This is a genomic window from Parafrankia sp. FMc2 (genome assembly GCF_041008525.1).
In the GTDB taxonomy this organism is placed as follows: domain Bacteria; phylum Actinomycetota; class Actinomycetes; order Frankiales; family Frankiaceae; genus Parafrankia.
Genome location: NZ_JBFLUG010000074.1, coordinates 1 through 21,035 on the forward strand (window position 1 = coordinate 1; position 21,035 = coordinate 21,035).

12 protein-coding genes and 3 pseudogenes are annotated in these 21,035 nt (G+C 70.2%); 9 read left to right on the forward strand and 6 right to left on the reverse strand.

Going from position 1 to position 21,035, the window contains the following annotated elements:
- Positions 1 to 123: 123 nt before the first annotated feature.
- Entirely contained in the window at positions 124 to 1,053 is a 930-nt protein-coding gene (locus AB1460_RS22770; protein WP_368956834.1) for a TIGR03564 family F420-dependent LLM class oxidoreductase, read from the reverse strand.
- Positions 1,054 to 1,441: 388 nt separating this feature from the next.
- Here AB1460_RS22770 and AB1460_RS22775 point away from each other — a divergent pair, with 388 nt between their 5' ends.
- Positions 1,442 to 2,041 (forward strand): TetR/AcrR family transcriptional regulator, encoded by a 600-nt coding sequence (locus AB1460_RS22775; RefSeq protein WP_368963964.1) that lies wholly within the window; start codon positions 1,442 to 1,444, stop codon positions 2,039 to 2,041.
- 386 nt (positions 2,042 to 2,427) lie between these two features.
- Here AB1460_RS22775 and AB1460_RS22780 read toward each other — a convergent pair.
- Positions 2,428 to 3,168, reverse strand: a pseudogene (locus AB1460_RS22780) (TauD/TfdA dioxygenase family protein); the annotation flags it as partial.
- 392 nt (positions 3,169 to 3,560) lie between these two features.
- Between AB1460_RS22780 and AB1460_RS22790 the strand changes: the two are divergent.
- The 7 genes and pseudogenes from AB1460_RS22790 to AB1460_RS22820 form a co-directional block, all read left to right on the forward strand.
- Positions 3,561 to 3,740, forward strand: a pseudogene (locus tag AB1460_RS22790) (transposase); the annotation flags it as partial.
- A 167-nt stretch (positions 3,741 to 3,907) separates the two neighbouring features.
- Positions 3,908 to 4,062, forward strand: a pseudogene (locus tag AB1460_RS22795) (acyl-CoA dehydrogenase family protein); the annotation flags it as partial.
- A gap of 382 nt (positions 4,063 to 4,444) precedes the next feature.
- Positions 4,445 to 5,668: a glycoside hydrolase family 1 protein gene (locus AB1460_RS22800; RefSeq protein ID WP_368963966.1), complete on the forward strand. Its 1,224-nt coding sequence runs from the start codon at positions 4,445 to 4,447 to the stop codon at positions 5,666 to 5,668.
- Positions 5,669 to 5,727: 59 nt separating this feature from the next.
- Positions 5,728 to 6,789, forward strand: a complete 1,062-nt coding sequence (locus AB1460_RS22805) for a Gfo/Idh/MocA family protein (protein ID WP_368963968.1) — start codon at positions 5,728 to 5,730, stop codon at positions 6,787 to 6,789.
- A gap of 67 nt (positions 6,790 to 6,856) precedes the next feature.
- Positions 6,857 to 8,086 carry a phytanoyl-CoA dioxygenase family protein gene (locus AB1460_RS22810; RefSeq protein WP_368963969.1) on the forward strand — a complete coding sequence of 410 codons (1,230 nt, stop codon included), beginning with the start codon at positions 6,857 to 6,859 and terminating at the stop codon, positions 8,084 to 8,086.
- The gene (locus tag AB1460_RS22815; RefSeq protein ID WP_368963971.1) at positions 8,083 to 9,906 is read left to right on the forward strand and encodes an ABC transporter ATP-binding protein; all 1,824 of its coding nucleotides are present in this window, start codon (positions 8,083 to 8,085) and stop codon (positions 9,904 to 9,906) included. The genes AB1460_RS22810 and AB1460_RS22815 overlap by 4 nt, the downstream gene beginning before the upstream one ends.
- A gap of 186 nt (positions 9,907 to 10,092) precedes the next feature.
- On the forward strand, positions 10,093 to 11,544 hold the full coding sequence (locus tag AB1460_RS22820; protein ID WP_368963972.1) for a glycoside hydrolase family 43 protein: 1,452 nt from the start codon (positions 10,093 to 10,095) through the stop codon (positions 11,542 to 11,544).
- A gap of 50 nt (positions 11,545 to 11,594) precedes the next feature.
- Here the strand turns inward: AB1460_RS22820 and xylB are convergent, their stop codons facing one another.
- Positions 11,595 to 13,088: a xylulokinase gene (gene xylB / locus AB1460_RS22825; RefSeq protein ID WP_368963974.1), complete on the reverse strand. Its 1,494-nt coding sequence runs from the start codon at positions 13,086 to 13,088 to the stop codon at positions 11,595 to 11,597.
- A complete protein-coding gene (gene xylA / locus AB1460_RS22830; protein ID WP_368963975.1) occupies positions 13,085 to 14,287 on the reverse strand; it encodes a xylose isomerase in 1,203 nt (400 codons plus the stop codon). The genes xylB and xylA overlap by 4 nt, the downstream gene beginning before the upstream one ends.
- A 75-nt stretch (positions 14,288 to 14,362) precedes the next feature.
- Here xylA and AB1460_RS22835 point away from each other — a divergent pair, with 75 nt between their 5' ends.
- Complete coding sequence (locus AB1460_RS22835) at positions 14,363 to 15,619, forward strand: ROK family transcriptional regulator (RefSeq protein ID WP_368963976.1); 1,257 nt, start codon at positions 14,363 to 14,365, stop codon at positions 15,617 to 15,619.
- A gap of 254 nt (positions 15,620 to 15,873) precedes the next feature.
- Here the strand turns inward: AB1460_RS22835 and AB1460_RS22845 are convergent, their stop codons facing one another.
- Both AB1460_RS22845 and AB1460_RS22850 read right to left on the reverse strand, forming a co-directional pair.
- Positions 15,874 to 18,099: a glycoside hydrolase family 3 C-terminal domain-containing protein gene (locus AB1460_RS22845; protein ID WP_368963993.1), complete on the reverse strand. Its 2,226-nt coding sequence runs from the start codon at positions 18,097 to 18,099 to the stop codon at positions 15,874 to 15,876.
- Positions 18,100 to 18,459: 360 nt separating this feature from the next.
- Positions 18,460 to 20,841, reverse strand: a complete 2,382-nt coding sequence (locus tag AB1460_RS22850; RefSeq protein ID WP_368963978.1) for a glycoside hydrolase family 3 N-terminal domain-containing protein — start codon at positions 20,839 to 20,841, stop codon at positions 18,460 to 18,462.
- Between the last annotated feature and the right edge of the window lie 194 nt (positions 20,842 to 21,035).

Below are 21,035 nucleotides of genomic sequence, written 5' to 3' on the forward strand. Positions count from 1 at the left end.
AACTCACCGCCTGGCAGGCAGCCGTCAACGCCGACCAGCGACAGGTCAACTGGCACTTCACCACCGATGACGCCCGCACCAAACTCCGCCACCTATACCCCACACATTAGCGGCGACAGTCTACTAGCCCTGGTCGAGAAGCTCACGGAGCAGATCTGTGGTGCGCCGCCGGGAAAGCGCCCGCGCTTCCCTTGTGCCGCCCACTGGGACCACGTTGACCCAGATGTCGGTGGCGCCAGCGTCGATCAGGCCGTGGAGCTGGCCACGTACGGAGGCCTCGTCGCCGACGATGGCAGCCTCGGTCGCGGTGGAGGCCCCGCCGATCCTGAGGATGCGCTGGTAGTTGGGCAGGCTGCCGTAACCGGCCGCGGTAGCTGCCGTGGCCGCGCGGGCCTCGTCCAAGTCGTCGTGGACGGCGACGGGAAGTCCGGCGACGATACGCGGGGCCGGGCGGCCCGCCGCGGTGGCCGCGGCATGCACCTTCGGCGCTACGTGGGTCTCGATTGCCCGCGGCGGGGCCATCCACAGCACCACGCCGTCGGCGAGCTGGCCGGCAACCCGGAGTAGGCGGGGCGACAAGGCCGCGAGCAACACGGGCACCGGGTGGCCGATGGGAACCATCCGCTCGGCGGTGCAGGCCGTCCAGTCCTCGCCCTTGACATCGACGGCCTCACCGCGGAGCAGGCCGGTGAGGATGGTGACGTACTCCTCGGTGCTGCGGCCGGGATGGTCGTAGGACAGGCCATAGACGTCCCGGATCAAGCCTTCATGTGAAGGGCCGAGGCCCAGGGTGAAACCGGGCCGGTTCATCGCGGAGACGACGGACGCGGCGCGGTTGGCCTGCAGCAGAGGATGACAGGGATAGGTCTGCAGGACGGCGGTGCCCAGTTCGATCCTGGTCGTCTCGCGGCCCGCGACAGCCATGGCGACGAGCGGGTCACCGGTGACGGCGCTCGCGTACCACAGAGACGTGAAGCCTTGAGCCTCAGCCTCCTTCGCCTGCTGGACAATCTTGTCCGCCGAGCTACCCCCACCGGTCAAACCGATGCGCACTCTGACCTCCCCGTGACTGCTGTACAGACGTCCTACTAGTCGTACGAATGTACAGTTCGGCGTCCGCCGCCCGACAGTAGAAGCCTGTGTTGCTTTCGGTAGTCAAGGATGCACTCTGACGGCAGCGTCGAGATCTACGATGTGCGGGTTCAGGCGGCCAGCCGTGCCAGACCCCGTCCGCATGCGAGCAGCACGACCCGATGATCTGCCGGATGGTGGACGCGGGCAGCTGACCGGTCCCACGCAGGAGGCGCGGTCCCCGCTCTCTGCGGTGCCACCGGGCTGCCGGCAACTCGTGGCCCCCGGCCGGGACCCGCCGGATCGGCCCCGCGGCGTCAGGCGATACCTTCGCTGGTGAGCGGATGGAGCGGCGACGAGGAGGTAGCTGGTGGCATCCTCCCGCCGTGTCGGGTCAACGACGTCCAAGACGCGAACGCTGCTGTTGAACAGCGCGCAGCACCTCATGCTTGAGCACGGCTATGCCGCCGTCACCTACCGAGGTCTCGCGGCCCGCGCCGGCGTTGCTGCGAGCCTCGTGCAGTACTACTTCCCCACCCTTGACGATCTCTTCGTGGCGTTGTTGCGGAGCGGAACGGACCGTATCCTCGAACGATTCGCCGAGGCATCCCGAACGGAGCAGCCGCTCCGAGCGGTCTGGGAGTACGCGAGCGACAAGACCGCGACAGCTCTACTCCTGGAGTTCATGGCTCTCGCGAACCATCGCAAGGCCATTCAGGGCGAGATCGGTCGCGGTGGTGAGCGTGTCCGCGAAGCTCAGCTCGAGGCCGTGTCCCGGCAGTGGACACATTACGGCCTTGACGAACGGGTTGTGTCCCCGGCAGGGCTCCTGTTCATGATCAACTCTATTCCCCGCATGCTGGCGCTTGAGGAGTCCTTCGGCACCCATACCGGTCATCACGAGGCGATCGAGATCATTGAGCGGTTTCTTGACCACATCGAACCCCGTCGGCACGATCGCGAAGAATAAGATCTTCGGGCCGATTAGCCAGGGCCAGCAGAGTCTGTAGCGGTTCGGCACCGGATTTTTCTCCCGGTTCCGGGGCGATCGCCGATCACGTGCTTGGCGTCGACGACCGTGTTGGGTGCGAATTCGTTCCGGCCAGTCCGTCGGTCACCCGCGCCCCCGGGGGCCGTCCGAGCCATCGTGCTGCTCACACGCTGCCGGGTCCCAGGGGCTCGATCCGAAGACGATCGGCTTGACTAATGCCTCCGGCCATCTCGGGGGGTGCCCGAGGAGATCGACTTCGGCGTGCTGATCTTAGCCTCCGACGCTCCTAGCTTCCGCTCGTGCAAGACCCCTGTGTCCACGTGGCCCGCCCGGGCCCGCCGGGTCGTCAGACGCCGCCCGGTCCGTCAGCCGACGGCGACCTCGCCGACGAGGGTGGTGCGGTGCATGAGCCGCCGCGATGTCGCGGCAAACGGCGTCGCCCGGTGCAGCATCCCCGTGTTGTCCCAGATGACGAGATCGCCAGCGCGCCACCGGTGACGCAGGACGAACCTCGGCTGCGTCGACCAGTCGAGCAGTCTCTCCAGTAGGGCCCGTCCCTCGTCCACGGGCAAACCGATGACCTTCCCTGCCGTCGCGCCGAGCAGCAGCGACTTACGGCCGGTCTGACGAGTCCACACCAGCGGATGCTCCCGGGCAGGCACCCGCGCCCACGTGGCCTGCTGCTCCTCGGTCGCGTCCGGATGGGCTCGTCGCTGCGCCGTGGCGAAGCTGTGCGCCACGCGGAGATCAGCGATCCGCTCCTTCTCCGCCGCGGGGAGAGCGGCGTAGGCGGCATACGTGCTCGCGAACTCGGTGTCCCCGCCGTTCTCGTCCACCTCGCGCGCCGTCAACAGCGTCGCCTTCTGCGGCAGCTCGTCGGTGGCGCCATCAATGTGCCAGAGGAAGTTCCCCTGCCGATACCAGGCCAACGCCGCGTCCGTCCTCGATGGATCCAGCGTGATCGTGGCGATCTCCGGGAACTCGTGCTCACCCGTAGGATTCGGAACGACCTCACCGAGTAGCCGGCTGAATATCACCAGCTCACGGTCGCTGATGTCGGCTTCCCGGTAGACGACGGCCCCATGCCGCTCCAGGGCCTCCAAACACTCGACCAACCTGTTGGCGGCTCATCCACGCCAACCGGAAACGATTCGTCGAAGACTCCCGCTTCCCTCTCCCAGCCGGACAAGACGCCCGCGCGATCGACCGAGACGTCTCTGGAACGGGCCGACGCGGGGGGCCGGGAGCAAGACCTACTCCACCGGGCACGCGCCGAAGACGTCCTGCACTGGCAGCAGCACCACCGCCCGATCTCCTCCGAAACACTCCGCAAACGACTCCACGTCGGCGCAAGAACGGCCCGCCGCCTGGTGGCCCAGCTGCGCAACGACACTCACGTCACGCTCGACCGCCGCACGCCGCAGTCGGAGGCGCCGTAGGCGTCAGCGACGCCGGATCGACTCCGCTGCACCCGCCCCGACATCCGCACCCTCAGCCCGACCGCTGGACCTGGCTCGTCGTCGCGGCCCACACCCAGCTCCGCGTCGCCCGCTTCTCGGCCAAAGACCTGCGCCGGTCCTGGGAGAAACCGGCACCGCCGGGATGGCTCACACCCGCCCGAATCCGACGCGGGTTACGGAACGTCCGCACAACCCTGCCCCCAGCGCACCGAAGCCCATAAGGGATTCCTCAAAGGCAACTGGGACACTACCGACCTGTCCTATGCCAGCCCGCTGCTCCCGGACTCGGAACCCGCCCTCCGCTGGTGACCGTCGGCGGCCTCGATGCGGTGGAAGGTACCGGTGAGGTTCACCGACAGATAGCGTTCCCAGAGCTCGACGGTGTGCGGGATTCGCCGGCATTTGCATTCCGACGGAGTACGGCGGGCAGGGCTTGACCCAGGATCATCAGAGCGCCTTCATCGAGGAGATCACGGGTACGAGTACCCGATCGAGATCCAGGTTCCGACGTTCTCACCCTGTGCCGCGGTGCTCCTCGAGGACGTAGCTCACCATCGCCCGTGAGACCCCGGCAGCCCGCGCGACATCCGCGGCGATGACACACCGTCTCGCCGACGCCTCCGGCAGGACCACCGCCCCTACCCCTCGTCATGGCCAGCGGGATATCCGAGCTTGCCCGCGTTAGCGACGCAATGGTACCGTGCTCCGAACTCGGCTGACGCGCGTTAGTGGCTTGCGTCATGACCACATCGACCCTGCCACTGCTCTGGATGGCACGACCACCGGCGAGTGCCTTCACACGGTCGTCTCACGAGGCATCTCGAGGAGGTCTGGTTGGACGCGAACTCCTACCGGTCCGCCCCCACCGGTCCGCCCCCGGCGACGACTGCTACGACGTCGCGTTCCTTGGAGGTCTGCTCGCATGAGCCAGTTCCCAGACGGCTTCCTGTGGGGCGCGGCCACCGCGCCGCACCAGGTCGAAGGTGGCAACGTCAACTCCGACATGTGGCACGCCGAGTGGGCGAAAGGATCGCACTTCGCCGAGCCGTCCGGTGACGCGTGCGACCACTATCACCGGTATCCGGAGGACATGACGCTGCTCGCGGACCTCGGGCTGAACGCGTATCGGTTCGGGGTGGAATGGTCCCGGATCGAACCGGAGGAAGGATTTTTCTCCCGTGCCGCCCTGGACCACTACCGCCGTATGGTGGGCGCCTGTCTGGAGCGCGGCATCACGCCCGTCGTGACGCTGAGCCACTTCTCGACGCCGCGGTGGTTCGCGGCGGCCGGCGGCTGGAGCAACGACGCGGCCGCGGACCGCTTCGCCCGCTACGCCGGCCGGGTTGCCGCGCACCTCGGGGATCTCGTCCCCTGGATGAGTACCTTCAACGAGCCGAACCTCGTCTCGATGATGGTCCACATCGGCCTGGTACCGGCCGCCGCTCGCGACGAACCGCTCGGCCGATCGAACTCGACCGATCCGGAGCCTGCGAGGCAGTCAGATTCCGGCGCCGCCTGGCCCTCTCACAGCGTCGATGTCATGGCGACGGCACACCGCAAGGCCGTCGAGGCGATCAAGTCCGGCCCGGGTGACCCGGCGGTGGGGTGGACGCTGGCCCTCGTCGACCTGCAGCCCGCCGACGGGGGTGAGCAGCGATGGCGGGCGGTCCGGCAGTCGGCGCTGCTCGACTGGCTCGAGGTCTCCCGCGACGACGACTTCGTCGGTGTGCAGACCTACACCCGGGAACGGATCGGTCCCGACGGCATACTGCCGGTACCCGAGGGGGTCGCCACCACACAGACCGGGTGGGAGGTCTATCCGGAGGCGCTCGGCCACACCGTTCGGCTGGCCGCCGAGCATGCTCGGGTTCCCGTCCTGGTGACCGAGAACGGCATGGCTACCGCCGACGACGACGCCCGGGTCGCCTACACCTGCGCGGCGCTCGGGGGACTCGCCGGATGCGTCGCGGACGGCGTCGACGTACGCGGCTACCTGCACTGGTCGCTGCTGGACAACTTCGAGTGGACGTCGGGCTACCAGATGACCTTCGGGTTGATCGCGGTGGACCGGACTACGTTCGAGCGCACCGTCAAGCCCTCGGCCCGCTGGCTCGGCAAGGTCGCCCGCGCGAACGGTCTCACCTGACCGCCTCGGGAACGGACCCCCGCTCGGCGCCTCGTTCCCGTGCGAGCCAAGGAGCTGCCATGTCGTATCGCTGGGCGATCGCGGGCACGGGTTCCATCGCGCACCAGTTCGCAGCCGCGCTGGGGCGCCTGCCCGACGCCGAACTCGTGGCGGTCGGTTCCCGCCACCAGCGGACGGCCGACGAGTTCGGGGACGCCCACGGCATCCCGCCCGGACGCAGGTACGGATCGTACGAGCGGCTCGCCGCCGACGACGGCGTGGATGTCGTCTACGTGGCCTCGCCGCATTCCCATCACCACCGCCACACCCTGCTGTTCCTGCGCGCCGGCAGGGGCGTGCTATGCGAGAAGCCCTTCGCCGTCGACGCGGAACAGGCCGCCGAGATGGTGGCGACCGCGCGGGCCCAGGGGCAGTTCCTGATGGAGGCGATGTGGAGCCGGTTCCTGCCCGCCTACGTCAAGATCCGGGAGTTGGTCGCCGCGGGCACCATCGGCACCGTGCTGGCCGTCGAGGGTGACTTCGGCTTCCCCCTCCCTGTGGACCCAACCAACCGCATGTTCGACCTGGCCCAGGGCGGCGGTGCCCTGCTCGACCTCGGCGTCTACCCGATATCTCTGGCCAGCATGCTGCTCGGCGAACCGGCGCAGGTCGCGGCGTTCGGCCAGCTCGGCTCGACCGGCGTCGACGAGCACATCGCCGTCTTGACCAGCTACCGCGACGGCGGCGCGGTAGCGGTCGCGAAGGCGTCCCTGCGGGCAAGTCTCGCGTGTACCGGCCGCATCGCCGGCTCCGCGGGCAGCATCGAGCTGCCCGCGTTCATGCACTGCCCGGAGGAGCTGGTCGTCCGGGGCCGGTCCGGCACCGAACGGCTGAGTCTTCCCGCTGCCGCCGACTCGGCCGACGGGAGCAACCCCGAGCCCGGCGGGACAGATGCCCCCGCCCGGCAGGGTGACGGCGACCGGTCCGGCGGCGGGTTGCATCACCAGGTCCGCCACGTGCAGAGCCGGTTGCGGGCCGGGCTCCTGGACAGCGACGTCATGCCGCTCGAGGAGTCCGTCTCGGTGATGCGGACGCTCGACGCCGCACGTGCCCAGATCGGGCTGCGCTACCCGGTCATCTAGCTCGTACCGAGGCCACCGTCCGGCGGCTCGACCCCATCGCACGACCGATTCGCGGGAGAGGAAAGGTATGCCCGTCAGCCTGGACCGCCGCACCCGCCGTGATGCCGACCTGCGGAAGGTCGGCATCGAGGACTTCCTGAAGGACGATTTCCCGGACCTCGTCGCGCGTCACGGCTCCCTCGTAGCGGCGGGAATCGTTTCGCTCGACGCCCCGCCGCTGGCCGTCGAGATCGGCGACCATTGCTGGTCGTTCTCGGCGGACGGCGACACGCTGGCCGCCTCGCGCGGCATCGCCGACGGCGCGCTCGTCGTGACGTTCACCGAGGTCGACTTCTCCGACTGGGTCCAGAACCAGCGGTCGTTCAACGCGATGCTCACCGCCCGCTCACTGCGATACCGCGGTGGCAGCGAGCGGGACGTCTCCGTCTGGGACTCGCTGTGGCTGACGCTGCTCGAAGGCTGGCCGACCGTGGACGACGGAATCGGGTTCGTCGATCGCGGCGGGGAGCCGCTCGACTTCGGTCGTGTCTTCACGCCCGACGACGATCCAGCCGACGTCGCTCACTTCCTCCGGGAAGCCGGCTTCCTCCATCTGCGGGACTGGGTGGACCCGACGGCCATGGTGGCGGTCTCCCGCGACATCGATCGCGCGCTGCCGGACTACCAGGAGGGCGACGGCCGGTCGTGGTGGGCCACCGTGGCGGACGGCAGCCGCCGCTGTGTCCGGCTCCAGGAGTTCGTCGACCGGTCCCCGACGACCAAGGCGATCCTGCTCGGCGAGCGCTGGGACCAGCTACGTCGCACGCTGGCCGGCGACGACGACCTCGTGCAGCCTTCTGCCGAAGGCAGGGGCCTCGAAGCGCTCGTCAAACCACTGGGCGTGACGGTCGGCGCCTCCGACGTCAGTTTCCATCGCGACTGCCACTTCGGTCGCCACGCCTACGGCTGCTCGGGAGCGGTCGTCGGGATCGCCGTCACCGCGAGCGGTGCAGCGAACGGGCGGCTGCGAGTGATCGCTGGTTCCCACCGGGTCCTGATGCCGGTCGAGATCGCCAAGACGCGGCCCTACCTGCCGGTCGTCGCGGTCTCGACCGAACCCGGCGACCTGACGGTCCACCTGAGCTGCACGTTGCACGAGTCGGCGCCGCCGGTGGCCGAGGAACACCGCGTCATGTACACCGGTTTCGGGCTCGCGCCACGGGAGCCGGGTTCCGCGGCCGGTGGCCGGGCTCTGTCGGAGCTACGCGAGCGGATCTCCGACATACTGCTCGAGCAGTCCGGCGCGCCCTCCCCGTGACATCCGTCCCCAGCGGTGAGGACCCGATACGGCCTGCCGGCGGCGAGGAGGGACGACCAGCACGGCGCGAGCAGGCACCCCGGGCGCTGCGCACCCTGTTCGCCTACGCCGGCGACGGCAGGCGGCTGCTCGTCGCCGGCTACCTGCTGATCCTGATCGACGCCGTAGCGCAGAGCCTCACTCCCGCCGTCTTCCGGGTGGTGCTCAATCGCATCCAGGCCGACCCGCAGCGCTTCCTCCACACCGGCTGGCAGGGACCGCTGGCAGCCGCGGCGGCGGTGTCCGCGACGTTCCTCACCGCCGCCTATTTCTCCCACACCTGGACCCGTCGCGGCGCCGCGCGGTGGGCGAACAACCTGCGGCGTTCCCTGTACGAACACGTCCAGCGGTTGTCCGTCGACTTCTTCCACCGCTCGCACGTCGGTGACGTCGCCGCCCGGATCAACCAGGACATCGAACGCCTCGAGGTGACGGTCTGGCAGGGGCAGGGGCTGGGGGTGTGGTGGGCGGTCGCGCTGCTCGTGATCTCGGTGGGGCTGATCGCGTGGGTCGACTCGTGGATGGCGCTGCTCGCGCTGGGGTTGCTCGCGGTGGCCGTGGTGTGGACGCTGCTGGTGTTCCCGCGGCTTCGACGCCACAGCCGCGACATCCGGGACGAGCTCGGCAGGACCTCCGGGAGCCTCGCCGAGATGCTCGGCGTCAACACCCTCCTCAAAGCGTTCAACGCCGAACAGGACGCTGCCGCCGAGGTCCGCGACGGGACCGACCGGGTGCGGGCCGGGTCCGAGTCGCTCGCGCGGCTCCAGCACCGCTACGCCGATCCGCTTGGTTTCCACCTCTCGTTCGTGGCACCGTTCCTGCTGCTGTTCGTCGGAGCGTGGCGCACGGCGTCCGGCACCCTGGCGATCGGTGACGTCGTCGGCATCTGGGGCTTCTGGCTACGAGGATCGAGCGCGCTCACAGTGGTCATGACCGGCCTGCCGGAACTGCTCGCCGGCCTGACCGCCAGCGAACGCGGCGCCGAACTCCTCGCCGAACGACCCGCCGTCAACGATCGACCCCAGGCGCCTGCGCTGACCGTCACAGCCGGCGCGATCGGCTTCGAGGACGTCTCGTTCGCCTACCCCGGCCGGCGGTCGCACCTCGTCCTCGACGGCTTCGACCTGACGATCCGACCCGGCGAGAGCGTCGCCCTCGTCGGGCCGTCCGGCGCCGGAAAGTCGACCGCCACACAGTTGTTGCTGCGGTTCTTCGACCCGCTCGACGGCCGCGTGACCATCGACGGCCAAGACCTGCGGGAGTTGACCCAGAGCTCCGTGCGCGCCGCCGTCGGCGTCGTCTTCCAAGAATCGGTCCTGCTCAGCGGCTCGCTCGCCCGTAACCTCCGGCTCGCGAAACCGACCGCCACCGACGACGAGCTCCAGGCTGCGCTCGAGGCGGCCAACGCCTGGGAGTTCGTCCGGACCTGGGACAGCGGCATCCACTCCGAGGTCGGCGAGCGTGGCGTCATGCTCTCCGGCGGACAACGCCAACGACTCGCCATCGCCCGAGTGATGGTGAAGGACCCCGCCGTCGTGGTGCTCGACGAGGCGACCAGCGCCCTCGACGCCGGCAGCGAGCGGGTCGTCCTCGGCGCCCTCAAACGGCTGCTCGCCGGCCGGACCTCGCTCGTCATCGCCCACCGCCTCGCCACGGTCCGCAGCTGCGACACCATCGCCGTCGTCGAACACGGGAAGGTCGCCGACAGCGGCAGCCACGCGTCGCTGCTCCGGTCGTCGGCGACCTACCGCTCCTACTGTCGTGAGCAGTCCGTGGCGTGAACTGGCGGTGGCGTGAACTGGCGGTGGCTCGAACCATCCTGTGGCGGGGGCAGGGCTCACATTGCCGGTGCCGGCTCAGTTTCCGGTGCCGTCGGCGCAGATCCGTTCCCGGGTCACCTCGAAGGCCCCGCCGGTCGGGCCGACCTGGACACACCGGAACCTGGCGTTAATCACCGAGGAGCTGCAGTGAACGTGAATCCCATCATTCCCGGCTTCTACCCGGATCCCTCGATCTGCCGGGTGGGCGACGACTTCTACCTGGTGAATTCGAGCTTCGAGTACTTCCCTGGCGTACCGATCTTCCACAGCACCGACCTGGTGGAGTGGAAACAGATCGGCAACGTCCTGACCCGCCCCTCGCAGCTCAACGTCACCACCGGGCCCGCCGCAGCCAGCACGGGCATCTACGCTCCGACGCTGCGCCACCATGACGGCACGTTCTGGCTCGTCACGACCAACGTCAACGACATCAGGAAAGGTCATCTGATCGTCTGGGCCGACGACCCCGCCGGTGAGTGGAGCGACCCCGTGTACACGACGGGCGCCATCGGAATCGACCCCGACCTGGCCTGGGACGAGGACGGCACCTGCTATCTCACCTGGGCGTTGGACGGTATCCATCAGGCGGTCGTCGACCCGGAGACAGGCAAGCTGCTCTCCGAGCAGCGGCCGCTGTGGAAGGGGACCGCGCGCGCGCACGCCGAGGGCCCGCATCTGTTCCGGCGCGACGGCTGGTGGTACCTGCTCATCGCCGAGGGCGGCACCGAACGCGGCCACGCCGTCTCGATCGCCCGCTCCCGCGTCATCACCGGCCCGTTCACGGGCAATGCCGCGAACCCGATCCTCACCCGGGCCGGCATCGATCATCCGGTGCAGAACACCGGCCACGCCGATCTCGTCGAGCTGCCCGACGGGCAGTGGGCCATGGTCTACCTCGGCGTGCGCCCTCGCGGAATTACGCCGATGTTCCACGTCAACGGCCGTGAGACCTTCCTGGCCGGCGTGGACTGGGTTGACGGTTGGCCGGTGGTCGTCGAGGACCGGTTCCTCGCCGAGCCCTGTCCGACCTCGTTCAGCGACGACTTCGCCGCCCGGGAACTCCACCCGCGATGGATCTCTCAAGGTGTCGACCCGAGAACGTTCGCCCGCCAGCGACCGGGAGGCGGGCTGGACCTTGCCCCCGGCCCGGCGGGCGACGCACGGCGACTGCTCGCCGTGCGTGCCCGTGACCTCCAGTGGCAGGCGTCCGCGACGATCGCCTCAGGGGACGCCGGCCTGAGCGTCCGGATCGACGACGCGCACTGGGCGGCGGTCGAACGAAACGGCGACACGCTCTCCGTTCGCCTCGTAGTCGGCCCGCTCGACCAGACGCTCGCGACAGTCCTCGGAGTCGGCGCCGACCGTCCGCTCGCCGTACGCTCCCTCCCGAACGACCACGCCTTCTTCACCGCCGACAAGGGCCCCGACCGGCTCGAGCTGGGCTACCTCGACGACGGGTTCCACGCCCTGGCCACCGTCGACGGCCGGTACCTTTCCACCGAGGTCGCCGGCGGCTTCACCGGACGCGTCATCGGCGTCGAGGCCCTCGGTGGCGAGGCCATCCTCACGAGGTTCGACTACTCGGCGCTGGACACATGACCGACCCGGACCGACCGATCATGGAGCCGGCTCGGTCCCGTCGGCACCGCCTACGCCGTCTTCGTCGGCATCGGCGCCGTCGGTACGGCCCTGGTCGGAGTGATCTGGGCTGCGGCCGTTCGGTACCGGGCCAGGACGTCGGGCAGCGGCGTTGCCGTGTGGGTCGTCGTGTGGGTGTCGTGCCAGGTGGGCGGGGGGCCGTCGCCGGACAGCGCGGTGGCGGCTTGGCGGGCCGCGCCGTCGGCGACGTACTCGCCGGGTGGGGGTATGGCGACGGGCAGGCCGAGGACCGCGGAGGCGAGTTCACGGACGGCCCTCGACCGGGCACCGCCGCCTACCAGGATGGCCCGCTCGACCGGTACGCCCTGCCCGCGTAGGACCTCGATGCCGTCGGCGAGCAGGCACAGCAGTCCCTCGACGGCGGCTCGGGCGAGGTTCGGCCGCGTCATCGAGGTAAGCGTGAGGCCGTGCAGTTGGCCGGTGGCGTCGGGCAGGTTCGGGGTGCGCTCGCCCTGGAGGTAGGGCACGAACACCAGCCCGTCCGCGCCCGCCTCCGCCGTGCGGACGAGGGCGTCGAACTCGTCATGGTCGACGTCGAGCAGCCGACGGGTGGCGTCGAGAACGCGGCTGGCGTTGAGCGTGCAGGCCAACGGGAGGTAGCGGCCGGTGGCATCGGCGAACCCGGCGACCGACCCGGAGGCGTCTGCCGGCCGGACGTCTGAGACGGCGGCGACCACGCCTGAGGTACCCAGCGAGACCAGGCATTCCCTCGGATGGAGGCCCAGGCCGAGGGCAGCGGCGGCGTTGTCTCCGCAGCCGGGCCCCAGCGCGAGGTGCCCCAGCCCGGCCCTCGGGTCGCCGTGGCCCACTACCTCGCCCGGTCCCGCCACGTCGGGAAGGCGGATGCTGTCGACACCGTCCCGTTCGCTGCGGCGTAGGGCGAGTGCGAGCAGGTCACGGCGGTAGCCGCCGCTGGCGGGGTCGGGGTCGTAGTAGCCGGTGCCGGAGGCGTCGGAGCGGTCGGTGCGCAGCGTGTCGAGCGAGCGGGCGCCGGACAGCCGCCAGGTGAGCCAGTCGTGCGGCAGCGCGATCGCGGCGATCCGTGCCGCCGCGACGGGTTCGTGGTCGGCCAGCCAGCGCAGCTTGGTCACCGTGAACGACGCCACCGGTACCGAGCCGACCGCGTCCACCCACGCGGCCGCTCCGGCCTGCGGGTCGCCGTCACCGAGTTCGGCGACGAGGTCGTTCGCTGCCCGGGCCGAACGGGTGTCGTTCCACAACAGTGCCGGTCGGATCACCGTCCCGGCGGCGTCCAGGCAGATCATCCCGTGCTGCTGCGCGGCGACCGAGACCGCCGCGACGTCGGCCAGACCACCCGCCTGTTTCACCGCGGCCCGCAACGCCGCCCACCAGTGCTCCGGATCGATCTCGGTCCCCTCCGGATGCGGCGCGGACCCGGACCTGACGAGCTCACCGGTCTGGGCGTCCCGGACCACGACCTTGCAGGACTGGGTGGACGAATCAATCCCCGCGACCAACGTCACGACACGTCGTCCGCACCCGGCCGGTCGATAAGGTGCTCGACCGCGAGTTGCTGGAGACGGACGAAGCCGAAGTCGCGTTCGGCGGCCGCATCCGGGTCGAAGTCGTCGTCGCCGGTGAGCAGGTCGGCCACGCTTTCCCCCGGCCCGAGCGTCGGGGTGGCCAGGTCCATGACACCGGCGTAGGCCATCGCGTCCTGGACCCGGGGGTCGGCGCGGAAGCGACGCACCTTGTCGGCCAGCAACAGGTAGGTCGACATGCAGGCGGCGGCGGATTCCCAGACACCGGTCAGGTGCTCGGTGCGCGAGGGCTTGTAGTCGAAATGCCGCGGGCCGGTGTAACGGGGGCCGTCGGGACAGCTGGGGAAGCCGTTCTCGATCAGGTCGACCGTGAAGAACGCGGACAGCAGGTCACCGTGCCCGAAGACCAGGTCCTGATCGTATTTCAGGCCCCGCTGGCCGTTGAGGTCGAGGTGGAACAGCTTCCCGCTCCACAGCGCCTGGCCGAGCGCGTGGGTGTAGTTCAGGTTCGCCATCTGCTCGTGCCCGGTCTCCGGGTTGACCCCGACGATGTCACCGTGGTCCAGCTCGGCAATCAGCGCCAGGGCATGTCCGACGGTGGGCAGGAAGATGTCGCCGCGTGGCTCGTTCGGCTTGGGTTCCAACGCGATCCGCAGGTCGTAGCCCTGCGCCTTGATGTAGCCGGCGACCGTGTCAATGCCTTCCTTGTACCGGTCGAACGCCGCGTGGACGTCCTTCGAGCCGTCGTACTCGCCGCCTTCCCGGCCGCCCCACATCACGAACGTCGTCGCACCCACCCGTGCGGCCAGGTCCACCGCCCGCAGCACCTTGCGCAGCCCGAACCGGCGCACCGACCGGTCGTTGGACGTCAGCCCACCGTCCTTGAACACCGGATGGGTGAAGGTGTTGGTCGTCACCATCTCGATCACGAGGCCGGCCGCGTCCGTCGCCGCCTTCAGCCGTCCGACCCGGTCGTCACGGGTGGCCTCGTCCGCGTCGAACGCGAACACGTCGTTGTCGTGGAACGTGATCCCCCACGCGCCCAGCTCCGCCAGCCGTCCGGCGTATTCCCAGGGGTCGAGCAGCGGTCGCGTCGCCAGCCCGAACGGGTCCACCCCGGGCCAGCCGACCGTCCACAGTCCGAACGAGAACCTGTCGTCGAGCGTCGGCCGTCGCACCATCCCGCACCCCTCACCCACATCGACATCTTTTGTTTCATCGCGAACCTAAATCGTCGGGCGCGGTAGCGTCAATGCGTGTCCCTCGACGTCCCGGACCTCTCCCCGCGGCGATCGCAGCCCGCCACCACGGCGGCAGCGACGGCCTCCGCCCGCCAGTCGACACTGCGCGAGAGCAACCTCGCCCTGGTCGTCCGCACGGTCGCCGCCGCCGCCGAAGCGCCCTCGCGGGCAGAGGTGGCAGCTGCCACCGGGATGACCCGGGCCACCGCATCGCGACTCGTGGACGAGCTGGTCAGAGCCGGGATCGTCGACGAGATCGAACGCCCGGCCGTCCTGCGGCGAGGCCGCCCGATGACCCCGCTCGTCGCCGGCTCCCGCATCGTCGCGTTGGGCCTGCAGGTCGATGCCGGATTCCTCGCCGCCCGCCTGGTAGACCTGCGCGGCCAGACCCTCGCCGAACACCTCCAGCCGGCCGACCTCGCCGGCAGCGACCCCGCCCCGGCGTTCGTTCGCCTCGGCTCGGCAAGCGAGGCCCTCCTCGCCCGGCTACCCCCCGACGTTCGCCTGATCGGCGCCGGTCTCGCCCTGCCCGGCATCGTCGACCAGGAAACCGGCCGCCTCCTGCATGCACCCAATCTCGGCTGGTCCGACCTGGACCCCGCCGACCTGCTCGGCAGCACCCTGGCCGGGCTTCCGCTGACCGTGGGCAACGAGGCCGACCTCGCCGCCGCCACCGTCTCCCACCACGCACCCGGACGCGCCGGGAAGCTCTCGGACTTTCTCTACCTGTCCGGCGAGATCGGCATCGGCGGCGCCGCCGTCCGCGGCGGCCAGGTCGTGACCGGACGACACGGCTGGGCCGGCGAAATCGGCCACGTCTGCGTCGACCCGAACGGACCACCCTGCCGCTGCGGCTCCACCGGCTGCCTCGAGCAGTACGCCGGCCGCCACGCCCTCACCACCGCCGCCGGACTCACCCCCGACACCCCGGCCGACCAGCTCACCGAGCTCGCCCGCAACGGCCACCGCACCGCCCAGACCGCGATCACGCGCGCGGCCCGAGCCCTCGGCATCGCCCTCGCCAGCACCATGAACATCCTCGACATCCCCACCGTCGTCCTCGGCGGCTACCTCGCAACCCTCACGCCCCTGCTCCGACCCGACGTGGAGGAGATCCTGCAAGGCCGGGTGCTGTCAGCACGCTGGATCTCCCCCACCGTCCGCGCCCACCCGCAACCCACCGCACCCGCGGCAACCGGCGCCGCATTCCGGCGACTCGCCGCCGTCGTCGCCGACCCGGCGCGATGGACAGCAGGACCGCACCGACGCTGACGACGGCAGCTGCGTGGTTCACCGAGGGTGCCGCAGACCTTCCGCGAGCAGCTACCCGGCGCCGTGGACCGCTACCAACGTCTGCCCCCCGGCTGGCGGGCCAGATCGGCGCGGTGGTCCGCGAGTTAGCCGGCCGCGCGGGCGCAAGCGTGTTGTCCGCGCTGCGCATGGCCGCGTCCCGGCACACCGCGCTGAGGGTTCTGCCCCGCCAGCCGCTGCCCGAACGGCCGGTGCACCGCGCAGTCGACGACGGTTCAGGAATCGCCTTTTGCAGGTGTCGCCAGATGGCTGTTGACGATGCTACGAATGACGTCGAGGCTTCCTTGCGGAAGCATCGAGCCGAAAAAGGCGAAGAAGTGCGGCAACGAAAAGGTGCCCAGAGCGCTCGACGCACTGGGCTGTTCCTTGCTCGAGGCCGCCCCGCCGGTGAATTCTGCGGAGATCGGCGCCAGCGCGCTTCTGAGTGCCGTTCTCAGAGCCGGTCCGAGGTCGGGGTGGTCAAGCCAGTCTCCGAGTAGGGAGTCGTTCGTGAGGTCGGGAACGATCCGGTCGCCCGCCAGGGTGATGCGTTGTTCGAGGAGTGCGTGTTCGGCGTCGCGGCCGATCTGGATGGTGTAGTCGCCGGGGGGGACGATCCACCGGTGGTAGCGGATGTCCCAGTAGGCGAAGGCTCGGCGGTCGAGGTGGAACGTCACGGTCGTCGAGTCGCCGGGGGTTAGGGTGACCTTCTGGAAGGCACGTAGTTCACGGGCCGCGCGGCGAACGGGGCCGGTCCGGGTCGCGACGTAGACTTGGGCGACGTGGCTGCTGGTCCGCGGGCCCGTGTTGCTCAGGTCGACCTCGACGCGGGCGCTGTCCGCGCCGAGCGGCCGGACCCGTAGTCCGCTGGTCTCGACGCGGCCGTAGCCGAGTCCGTGGCCGAAGGGGTAGCGGGCGGGAACATCAGCCGTGCTGTGGTACCGGTAGCCCACCAGCACACCCTCGCCATAGCGGACTGCGTGCTGCTCGCCGGGGAAGTTCAGGTAGGCGGACGTGTCCTCGACACGCCGCGGAACCGACTCGGCGAGCCGTCCGGACGGCTCGGCGACACCGAGCAGAACATCAGCAAGAGCACCACCACCTGCCTGCCCGAGCAGGAAGGTGTCCAGGATCGCGTCGACCTGGTCGTGCCAACCCTCCACCGTCACCACACCACCATGCGACAACACCACAACCGTGCGCGCCGCGACGGCCGCCACCGCCCGGATGAGCTCGACCTGCCTGTCGGGCAGCGCGAGTGTCTCGCGGTCGTATCCCTCCGACTCCGTGCCGTCCGTCAGCCCGGCCATGACCACCGCGACGTCGGCGGTCCGGGCCACCGCGACCGCCTCGGCCAGCGCCTTCTCGTCCTCGTCCACGTCCACGTCCACGAGGCTGTAGCCAGCGGCGTGGACGACTCGTCCGCCGCGCGCGGCGATGGCCCGGCCGATCTCCTCGAGCGGAATGTCCAGCCGGGTGGGTAGGACCTTCGAGCTCCCACCGCCCTGGAACCGGGGACGAGCGGCCAGCGCGCCGATCACGGCGACCGTGCCGGCCCCGGTCAATGGCAGCACCTCACCGTCGTTCTTCAGCAGGACCATGCACTCGGTCGCCAGCCGGCCAGCCAGCCGGTGATGCGCGTCCCAGTCGACTTCGACCTCGACCTCGGCGCGGCGACTGGTCAGGGCGAGTAGGCGAGTGACGGCCGCGTCCACAAGGCGTTCGTCCAGTTCGCCCGCGCGTAGCGCGGCGAGCACCGCGGCGTCGCCGGATCCGCCGTCGTAGGGCATCTGCAGGTCCAGCCCCGCGGTGAGTGCCGCCACGCGGTCGTGCACGGCCCCCCAGTCGGAGACCACGAGTCCGCGGAAGCCCCACTCCTCCCGTAGCACCTTGGTCAGCAGCCAGGTGTGCTCCGAGGCGTAGATCCCGTTGACCTTGTTGTAGGCGCACATGACGGTGGACGGTTTCGCCTCGGTCACTACGCGTTCGAACGCCGGCAGGTAGATCTCTCGAAGCGTGCGCTCGTCGACCTCGGCGCTCACGACCAGCCGGTCAGTCTCCTGGTTGTTGGCCGCGAAGTGTTTGACCGACGCGCCGACGCCGTTGTCCTCCAGGCCCCGTACGTGGGCCACCCCGAGGACTCCGGACAGCAGCGGGTCCTCGGAGTAGTACTCGAAGTTCCGCCCGCACAGCGGGGCACGCTTGATGTTCACGCCGGGGCCCAGGACAACGCTCACGCCCTGTGCCCGTGCCTCCACGGCCAGCGCCGTGCCGATGGCGTGCGCCACCTCTGGATTCCAGCTTGAACCGACCGCGACCGCCGGTGGGAAGCAGGTCGCCGGCAGCGACGCGGTCAGCCCGAGATTGTCGCCGGACGTGCCCTGGTAGCGCAGCCCGTGCGGGCCGTCCGACATTGTGATCGGCTCGATGCCGGCTGCCGGCACGGCCTTCGTCCGCCACATGTCCGCACCCGACAGCAGCGCCACCTTGTCTTCGTCGGACAGTTTCACTGGTTGGGCGATGCCCACGTCGGCTCCTCACGGAATTCGGTGAAGGCGAAATAGATGAGCCCGCTGGCCCGGGCCCGCATCTCTCAAGGGAGCCTGCCGGTGCGGGCGATCTCGCCGAGCCGGCGGGCGGAGGGCTTCACGGTACGGGCGAACGATCGCGATGTCCTCCGGGTAGCGGTGGTAGTGGTCGCAGCCGCGCCGGGCGGTTCGGCGAAATGCGAGCCCGCCGCCCATTCCTGTGGCCGCAGGTCAGCGCCGATTTCGAAACCTTCAGTGCCGGCCGCACTCCCGTCGCCGTCTGGGGCCAGAACGTCAACCCGTGGCCGCGGACAGGTTGATCGTGGTGGTGCAGCGGATGTCAGCGCTGCTGAGGCCGGCCAGCACGGTGACGGCGCCGGCCTCGATGCCGTGTGAGCCGTCAGGCATCGTGTAGAAAAGCCGCTCGGCGGGAACTTCCAGGAGGGCGGTCGTGCTTGCGCCGGCGGGCAGGGCCAGGCGGGTGAATCCGAGCAGCCGGCGGACGGGGCGGACCACGGTGGCGGCTTCGTCGCGGGCGTAGAGCTGCAGGACCGTCTCGCCGTCGACGTCGCTGGTATTCGTCACCACGATGCGGGCACGGATGATTCCCGCGGTCTCCTTCACGGCTGGTTCGACGGACTCGTCGAAGGCGACCTCGAAGGTGCTGTACGACAGGCCGTGGCCGAACGGGTAGAGCGGGCTGTTGTCGGCGAGGTCGTTGTAGCCGTGGCGGGTGCCGGTGGGGTGGTCGTAGCCGCTGCCGAAGTGGTGCCCGTGGTAGATCGGCACCTGTCCCAGGTGGCGGGGGAACGTGGTCGGCAGCTTCCCGCTCGGGTTGGCGACCCCGAACACCGCGTCCGCGATCGCGGGGCCGGCCGCCTCACCGAGCAGCGGTGCGAGCAGGACCGCGTTGGACGCCCGCGCGACGGTGTCGAGCAACAGGGGCCGCCCGGAGACCACCACGGTGACCAGTGGTTTCCCGGTCCTGGCCAGGAGCGTGACCAGCTCCTCCTGGTCGCCCGGCAGGGCGGGGTGGGCGGTCGACTGGCCTTCGCCGGCCGTGTTGTTGCCCGCCCACCCGGTCCGCTCGCCGACCACGGCGAGGACGACGTCGGCGCCGGCGACCGCCTGCTCGATCGTGGCCGCGTCCAGCCGGTGGTCGGGGTCCGCCTCGAACCGCCCGAGCCCGACGTGCTCGACCGTCGGGTCGATGTGGCGCAGCGCGTCGAGAACGGTGGGGGCGTCGGGATGGATCCGCCGCGCCTCCGCCTCGAACTTCTCGTCCATGCCCGGCATCCGGGTCTGGAAGATGTCGGTGAACACGAATGTCGCCGGGTCGACGCCGGGGATCTGGCCGGACCTCAACGCGATCATCCCGAGGGGCATCTCGGCGCTGGCGACCGAGGTGTAGGCCCCGAAGTGGATCCGCAACTCGTCGGCGGCCGGACCGACCACGACGACCCGGCCGGCCCGCGGCGCGAAGGGCAGGGTGCCGTCGTTGTCAAGCAGGACGAGGCCGCGCTCGGCGATCGCGCGGCGCACCGTCGCCGCTTCGGCGAGGTCCGGTGCTGTCGGTCCGGAGGCGGCCCGGGGTGTCGCCATCTCGGGAACGAGACCGGCGTGGGCCTTCGCGGCGAGGACCCGGGCCACGGCGACGTCGAGGACACGTTCGTCGAGTCGGCCGCTCTTGACCTCACCGACCAGGTGGGGGTAGGTCGCGTCGCCGGGGAGTTCGACGTCGAGACCCGCGCTGACGGCCTGGATCGCGGCCTGCGCCGGTGACTCGGCCGTGTGGAAGGCCTTCAGCAGCAGGTCCACCGCGTCGTAGTCGCTGACCACCATGCCGGTGAAGCCGAGCTGGTCGCGCAGCAGTTCGGTGAGCAGCCAGCGGTCCGCCGCGCTCGGAATCCCGTCGATCTCGTTGTAGGAGTTCATGACGGTCGCGAGGCCCGCCTCCGCGATCGCGCGGCGGAACGGCTCGGCGTACTCGTCGACGAGCGCACGCCGACCGAGCTGGGTGATGGCCTGGTTGAGCCCGCCCTCGGAGGCGCCGTAGCCCAGGAAGTGCTTTCCGGTGGCCAGCAGCCCGGACTCGCCGTCCGCGCCCTGGATGCCGCGTACGAAGGCGACCGACATCTGTGCGACGAGTTCCGGGTCCTCCCCGTAGGTCTCGTGCACCCGGCCCCACCGCGGATCCCGGCCGAGGTCCATCACCGGGGACAGCACATGGTGGATTCCGGCCGCGCGCACCGTCGCCGCCGTCACGGCGGCCGCGCGGCCCACGAGGGTTGGCTCCCAGGTGGCCGCCTGCGCCCAGGAGGTCGGGAACTGCGGTGCCGACGCGTGCAGCATGCCGCTGATGCCCTCGTTGTGCACGAGCACCCCGATACCGAACGGAGCGATCTCCCGGACGGCGTCCTGGACGCGTTCCAGGCCCGATCGCAGGCTCTCCCCGTCCGACCCCAGGAACCATGCCAAGGACAGGTGTCCCACGCCGTGGGGCCGTAGGGCGGCTACCCGGCCGACGTCGAGGGCGACGCCCCCGTCAGGGGACGTGGCGCCGCGGACGATCAGGTCGGTGACGGCGAATCCGGTGAGCTGGGCGACTTTCTGCTCCAGGGTGAGTCGGGAGACCAGTCCGGCGACCTTCTCGGCCGTCCACGCGGTGGCGGTCATGGCTGTCTTCGTGTTCCTTTCGGATGGCGGGCGGCGTGGTGGCGGCTGGGTCGCGGAAGTCGAGCTCGGTCCCGGAGCGACACAGGTCAGTCCGGGCACGGGCAGCCTCCGGCGTCGGCCTGACCGACAAGGGCGCCACGAGAAGTGGGAAGCCTCATCGGAAGGCGCCCAGAGGGAGGTCCCGCCGGTCCGGT